5 protein-coding genes are annotated in these 6,989 nt (G+C 38.4%); 1 reads left to right on the top strand and 4 read right to left on the bottom strand.

Annotated features, from left to right (window positions below; genetic code table 11):
• Positions 1-245: 245 nt before the first annotated feature.
• The 3 genes from mmuM to QZR70_RS07885 form a co-directional block, all read right to left on the bottom strand.
• Entirely contained in the window at positions 246-1,271 is a 1,026-nt protein-coding gene (mmuM, locus tag QZR70_RS07895; RefSeq protein WP_295794324.1) for a homocysteine S-methyltransferase, read from the bottom strand.
• 77 nt (positions 1,272-1,348) lie between these two features.
• Complete coding sequence (locus tag QZR70_RS07890) at positions 1,349-2,134, bottom strand: basic amino acid ABC transporter substrate-binding protein (RefSeq protein WP_295794321.1); 786 nt, start codon at positions 2,132-2,134, stop codon at positions 1,349-1,351.
• A gap of 343 nt (positions 2,135-2,477) precedes the next feature.
• Entirely contained in the window at positions 2,478-4,415 is a 1,938-nt protein-coding gene (locus QZR70_RS07885; protein ID WP_119208625.1) for an OPT family oligopeptide transporter, read from the bottom strand.
• A 244-nt stretch (positions 4,416-4,659) separates the two neighbouring features.
• On the opposite strand from QZR70_RS07885, the gene pepT reads away from it, so the two are divergent.
• On the top strand, positions 4,660-5,883 hold the full coding sequence (gene pepT, locus QZR70_RS07880; RefSeq protein ID WP_295794319.1) for a peptidase T: 1,224 nt from the start codon (positions 4,660-4,662) through the stop codon (positions 5,881-5,883).
• 185 nt (positions 5,884-6,068) lie between these two features.
• Here pepT and QZR70_RS07875 read toward each other — a convergent pair.
• Positions 6,069-6,989 (bottom strand): MFS transporter (locus tag QZR70_RS07875; RefSeq protein ID WP_295794318.1); only part of this gene is annotated, 921 nt, incomplete at its 5' end.

Below are 6,989 nucleotides of genomic sequence, written 5' to 3'. Positions count from 1 at the left end.
ATCATGTGTGCGGTTATCCCGTACCCAGGGTTCAAATCCCTGTCTCTCCGCCATAATAAAAGCAGTGCTTAAGCACTGCTTTTTTATTATCCATAAGAAGAGGTAATACTAATATATCACCTCTTTTATTATATTTACATTACTATTTCCGTTTCTATATCACATACTACAAGCTAATAATCTTTTACTAGAATCTAAAAAGGCTATTCCTATATAAAGGAATAGTCTTTCTATTTACTTACTAGTTATTTATGAATTTTTTTAGCAATATCACCAATGATTTCAGGTGTCGTTCGACAGCATCCACCTATAATATTAGCACCGGCCTCGCGCCATGCATCTACGTAATCAACAAAGGATCCGGGGTCACCATACCAAGTCTTAGTTTCACTATCATAGCTTTCACCAAGATTTGGATATACAGCAATTGGTTTATCAGTGACTGTACGAATATCCTTAACCAAGGACTCTACATATTCAGGTTTAGTACAATTGATACCAATACCGGTTATAGGACGAACCTTATCGATCATTTCCGCGCATTTAATGATTGTTTCCCCACTAGAGACATGATGTTCATCCTTACAAGAGAAGGCAATCCATCCAGGAATCCCTCTTGATGTATATGGATCAGACATGGCCCGAGCAATAGCAATGGCTTCATCATAGGATGGTATTGTTTCAAAGGATAGTATATCAGGATTTTCTTCACAGAATAAGGCTAAGCGAGGAATATGGAACACCTCGAGATACTCAGTTTGTACATCAGGATAACCACGGTACTCAGAGCCATCCGCCAAAAAAGCTCCGTATGGGCCTACAGAGGCTGCTACTAATGGTTTAGGTAATGCACCTTCAGAAAAATATTTAACGCCGTCTGCTGTTTCTTCTCCTAGCTTAATGCCTCTAAGTGTAAGAGCCCCACTTGCCTTGGCTTCCACGAACTCATTACGAGCTTGTATTGCTAGACGAACGGATAATTTAACGAGTTCTATGGCCTCTTCCGTACCAAGCCCTAATCCTTTAAAGCCTGCTACAGTTGCTTGATAGCCAGAGCTTTGAATAATGTCTGCTCCAGCTGCTAAGTAGGAAATATGTATTTTCTTGATGATATCTGGTTGATCCATAAGAACCTTAGCAGACCACAACTTATGTTGAAGATCGCAGCCATAACGTTCTAATTCTGACCCTAACCCACCATCTAAAACGAGGGCGCCCTTCTGTTTAATTATATCTAAAAATGCTCTTCGTTTAGCCATCATATCACCCATTCTATACTTTGCCTCTTACAACTTGAGGCTTACCAAGCGTATTATATCAAATAATACGCTTGGGTACTATCTACAAACTATTTTAACACCTCTGCTGGTGGTTCTTTACCAAACCATTTTTTATAAATCTCAGCATATTTGCCATTTGCTTTAATCTTAGCTAGGCCATCGTTAATTTTATTGAGAAGCTCTGTATTACCTTTTTTCACAGCAATACCAAGTGGTGCCGCATCATAGTCTTCTCCAGTGACTTTTGCGATACCTTTACCCTTCCCATTAACATAATATTCGTTTACCGGCGTATCATTAATAACTACATCGACACCTTTATTTTGTAGTTCTAAAAAGGCATCAACAATGATATTGAACTGGCGCACATCAGCATTAGGAATCTTACTAGCAATTTCAGCCCCCGTAGAACCAATAGATACACCGATACGCTTGCCTTCTAGATCCTTAAAGCTATTAATATTTGTGTTATCTATATTAACAACGAGACCATTACCTGCAATATAGTATGGTTTACTGAAATCTACAGATTTTGCTCGTTCTTCAGAAATAGTCATATCTGAAATAGCAATGTCGATGGTATTACTTTGTAATGCAGGTAACAGTGCATCAAAGTTCAAGTTTTGAATATCTGCTTCAATGCCCTCTTCTTTTGCAATAGCATTGATAATATCGATATCAAAACCTGCTAATTTACCGCTATCTTTATCTTTAAAACCAAATGGTGCATAGGTCGCATCAGTGCCGACGCGCCATGTCTTTTGACTCGTACCTGTATTGCCACAACCAGCGATAAACAAGCTGCTAGCAATGGTGAAAGCTCCTAAAAGAGCTGCGATTTTCTTAAATTTCATAATTGCCCCTACTTAACCCTGTTTACTTAGAAACAGGAGTTCTATTTAATCAACTATTATATCTATACTTACATTACATGAACATAATAAAAATAATACCTCTAAAGGTATTATAGTATTATGATAACATTCGATATAGTTGAGGTCAATTAATCCAATCATATAAATAGGTTTTAAACTCACATAGTTTTTAGCTATATCAAAAAAGTTATTAGTTATATAAAAAGACCGCCTTTACCAATTAAACAAAAACTCGGTAAAGGCGGTCATCCCTAGAGTGGAGAATTCCTAACAATTTTTAATCAAACAAAATACTCACATGCTTAAGGGTATATCTTATTCTTTATTTAGCTTTTTTAGCTTTTACGTACATAGCTACTTTGTACAAGAATACACAGAGTAACAAGTACATTACGATACTGAGGTATGTTGCTTCTGGTGTTTCAACCCAGTCTTGAGCGAATACATCAACACCTGCAATACGAAGTACAGCACTGAATAAAGAACCAATAGCACCACCCGCTACGAGACCAGATGCAATGGTACTACCTTTGGAGAAGCGAAGATCTGCCAATTCTTTATCTTTTGTACTATTTTGTACGAAGTATGCAATCAAACCACCGATAAGTAATGGTGTGTTGATTTCCATTGGCAAGTACGTACCAAGTGCAAATGCCAATGGTGGAACTTTTACCATCCATAAGATGATGGCAAATAAAGCACCAGCCATATATAGAGGCCATTGAGCACTACCACCAGTCATCATTGGCTCAATGATAGCAGCCATAGCATTAGCTTGTGGCGCATTTAATGCATGATCCCCTACGAAGCCATATGCATCGTTCAAGAGAATCATAACGCCTACAGAAAGGACCGCACAAAGAATGGTACCAACGATTTGCCATTGTTCCATTTTCTTAGGTGTAGCGCCTGTCATGTGCGCTACTTTAAGCTCGGACATGAAGTTACCAGCCATACCGATGGTAGTACCGATGAAGGATGCCATCATGAGGACTGCAATCATACCTACTTTACCAGTCATACCTGCAGCTGTTAAGCATACAGCGGAGATGATAATCATGAAGATTGTCATACCAGATACTGGTTCTGTACCTGTATAAGCAATGGAGCTGATACCTACTACAGATAATAAGAAGGACATAATTAGAACGATTAAGAATGCTACGATTGTTTGGGAGAAGCTTTCAGCATACATAAAGTGGAAATATGCTGCAAATAGAACTGTACATAATAAGATGCCAGCGCCAATCCAAGATGTAGGAACATCACGTTGTGTACGAAGCAAGTTAACATCAACGGTTTTGGAACTGAAAATATCAAGTACTGCATTTTTTACAACACTAGCTACTACCTTAGACATATTGAGCAATCCGATGATACCTGCCATAGCAAGCATACCGATACCAATATGGCGAACATAGTCTAAGAATACTTTACGAATAGGAGCTTCTGCAAGTGGAACTGCATGCCCATTGATTTGCATGATGTGTTCCGGAGCTAAATAGTATACGATTGGAATACATACGAACCAAGAGAAGAAGGAACCAGCTGCGATAATAGCTGCATACCGCAAGCCTGTAAAGTAACCAAGGCCAAGCAATGCAGCATCTGTATCTACAGCAGCATTTAACTTAGTTTGATCTGCCAAAGCAGTGCCCCATTTAAATGCGGTAGTACGGATAACCTCTTCCCACCAGCCGAGGCTGTTAAGAATAAAGTCATATACAAGAGCGATAAGACCAGAACCAAGCATGAGTTTCGCTTTGCTACCTTCATTACTCATTAGCACTTCAGCAGCAGCACGACCGCTTGGGAACGGATACACATAGTGCATTTCCTCAACAAAGTAGCGACGGAACATAACGCATAATAGAACACCAAGTACGCCACCAAGGATAATAGGAATCGCCATTTGTACAAAGGTTACATCTGTAACATTCCAAATGTATAGAGCTGGTAAGAAGAACATGGCACCAGCTAATGTGTTCGTACTAGAACTAGCGATAGCCTGAATGTGAACCGTTTCGGCAAAAGCATTTTGCCGTTTCAAAATAACTGCTGTACCCATAGCAAGTACAGATACTGGAGCAAAGGCATCTACTGTTTGACCAATTTTCAAACATAAATACCCTACAGCCAGTGTGAAAATTGCCGCATAGAATAGGCCCCAGAATACTACATATGAGTTAATCTCTACGTAATCCTTCTTAGGATCTAATACGGGTTCTACGGGCGGAATAGAACGAGTTTCGTCCGACATGGTAAAACCTCCTCACAGAAAATGTACAAACGTATAACTATTCACCTTTATACTAACACGGCACTATATATGGTTCAATGGTTTTCTATGCATTATGCGAATAAAATATCACACCTTCCGTAAATATTTATTTTGCATTTTCATCGCCCCTGTTCTACAATGAAAGTATATTTAGAATCTTTGTTATATACAGCATTTATACCAATATGTATAACACGTATGTTTACTTACGAGGAGGCTCATTATGGAATCAATGGTCGAACGTTTTGTACGCTATACAAGCATAAATACTCGGTCAAACGAAGAAAGCACTACTATTCCGAGTACACAAACACAAGTAGATTTTGCAACTAATGTACTTGTTCCTGATTTAAAAGCAATCGGTTTAGATGAAGTTATTTACAACCGTGAAAACGGTTTTGTTATTGGCACATTAAATGCTAATACAGATGAAAAAGCACCTGCTATTGGCTTTATCGCTCATATGGATACAGCTGATTACAACGCAGAAAATATTAAACCTCGCATTGTAGAAAACTATGATGGTAGCGATATTTGCCTCAACGAAGAGCATCAAATCTACACACGTCGTGCAGATTTCCCTAATTTAAAGAACTATATTGGTAAATCCTTGGTAGTAACCGATGGTCTTACACTACTAGGCGGTGACGACAAAGCTGGCATCTGCGAAATTATGGAAGCTCTCGCCCACCTCGTAGCTCATCCAGAAATCAAGCACGGTAAAATCATGTGTGCCTTTGGCCCAGATGAAGAAATCGGTACCGGTGCAGATCACTTTGATGTAAAACAATTTCCTGTTGATTTTGCTTATACTATTGATGGTGAAAGCCTTGGCCAACTTGAATACGAAACATTCAATGCTGCTGGCGGTACTGTTACATTAAAAGGTGTATCTGTTCATACAGGCACTGCGAAAGGCATTATGATTAACTGTGCTAAATTAGCAATGCAATTCGATGCTCTATTACCAGGTGCTGCTGTTCCAGAACACACATGCGGTCGCCAAGGTTTCTTTATGCTCATGAGCATGGAAACACAAGTAGATACAGGCAAAATGAACTACATCATTCGCGATCATGACAAAGAATTGTTCGAAGCGAAAAAAGCATTCTTCTTACAAGCTGGTCAAACATTAAACGAAATCTATGGCCGCGAAGTATGTGAAGTATCCGTAAAAGATCAATATTACAATATGTACGATATCATCAAAGACAACATGGAATGTGTCAACGTAGCTAAAGCAGCTATGGAAAAAGCAGGTATTACTCCTATTTGCGACCCTATCCGTGGCGGTACAGATGGTTCTAAAATTTCCTTCATGGGCATCCCTACCCCTAATATCTTCACTGGCGTAGAAAACCTACATGGTCGTCACGAATTCGCATGTATTGATGACATGAAAAAAGCCGTAGAAATTATCGTAAACATCGTTAATATTGAGAAATAATAGGTTACGATGTAACTTCTCATGCACCTATACTACTAGATGGCATTTAAACGATATTTAAATACTAAACTAGTAGTATAGAATACAATGGAATACTAAGATATCTTAACATTAAAAAGGACTATACGATATATCTCGTATAGTCCTTTCTATATGTTATGTGATTGTAAGTAATATAGCTAATGTTATGCTAATTTTCCATTACGTTTACGATTTCTGATTTGTTCTTCTTCAGCGCGAGCTTTCAAAGAAAGATCTTTTTCAGTACCTACATAACGGCCATAGAGGAAATAATAAGCAACGAATGCAAGAAGTGCTACTACAACAGTAACATGGAACATACTTGTATAACCGACTACCTCTTTAATAGCACCTAAAATGTATGGACCAAAACCTAGGCCCATATCTAAGGCAATGAAATATGTAGATGTGGCAACACCAATGCGGTGAACAGGAACGATTTTAACAGTTACTGCTTGACCGTTTGACATAAATGTACCGTAACCAAGACCAACAAACACAGCAGATAAGAGTATAAGCCATGTAGAGTGAGCGATGGACAATAAGAAAATACCAAGCGCTAAAGATATGAAGCAAGGATAAAGAACGAAGTTTTCCCCTTTCATATCAAATACAATACCAAGTAATGGTCTTGTTATCGTAATAACTACAGCATATACAACGAAGAAGAATGTACCTGCTAAGATAAGGTTTAAATCTTTTGTATAAGCTGCCATAAAACCAATAACACCAGAGTATGCAAAACCTACTAGTATAGAAACAAGACTAATAGAATTCATACGTGGTTCGATATAATCGGAAATTTTAATGCCTTTATGTTCTTCAGAATCAATATCGAGCTTAGGTTCATTAAATTTCATGATAACGGAACCGATACCACAAAGGATGATAAGAGCAACACAGAAGGCGATGATAAAGTCATAGCCAAGGCTATGAAGCATCAAAATACCTAAGAACGGACCTACTGCAGCGGCAAGAGATGTAGACAAACCATAGTAATTAATCCCTTCACCACGACGTGACATTGGAATAATAGCGGCTACGATTGTACTTGTAGCTGTAGATGTAATACCATAAGCAAAACC

This window comes from uncultured Veillonella sp. (assembly GCF_900545205.1).
In the GTDB taxonomy this organism is placed as follows: domain Bacteria; phylum Bacillota; class Negativicutes; order Veillonellales; family Veillonellaceae; genus Veillonella.
Note: the sequence above shows the minus strand (reverse complement) of the source record. Positions and strands in the feature narration are given on the sequence as shown.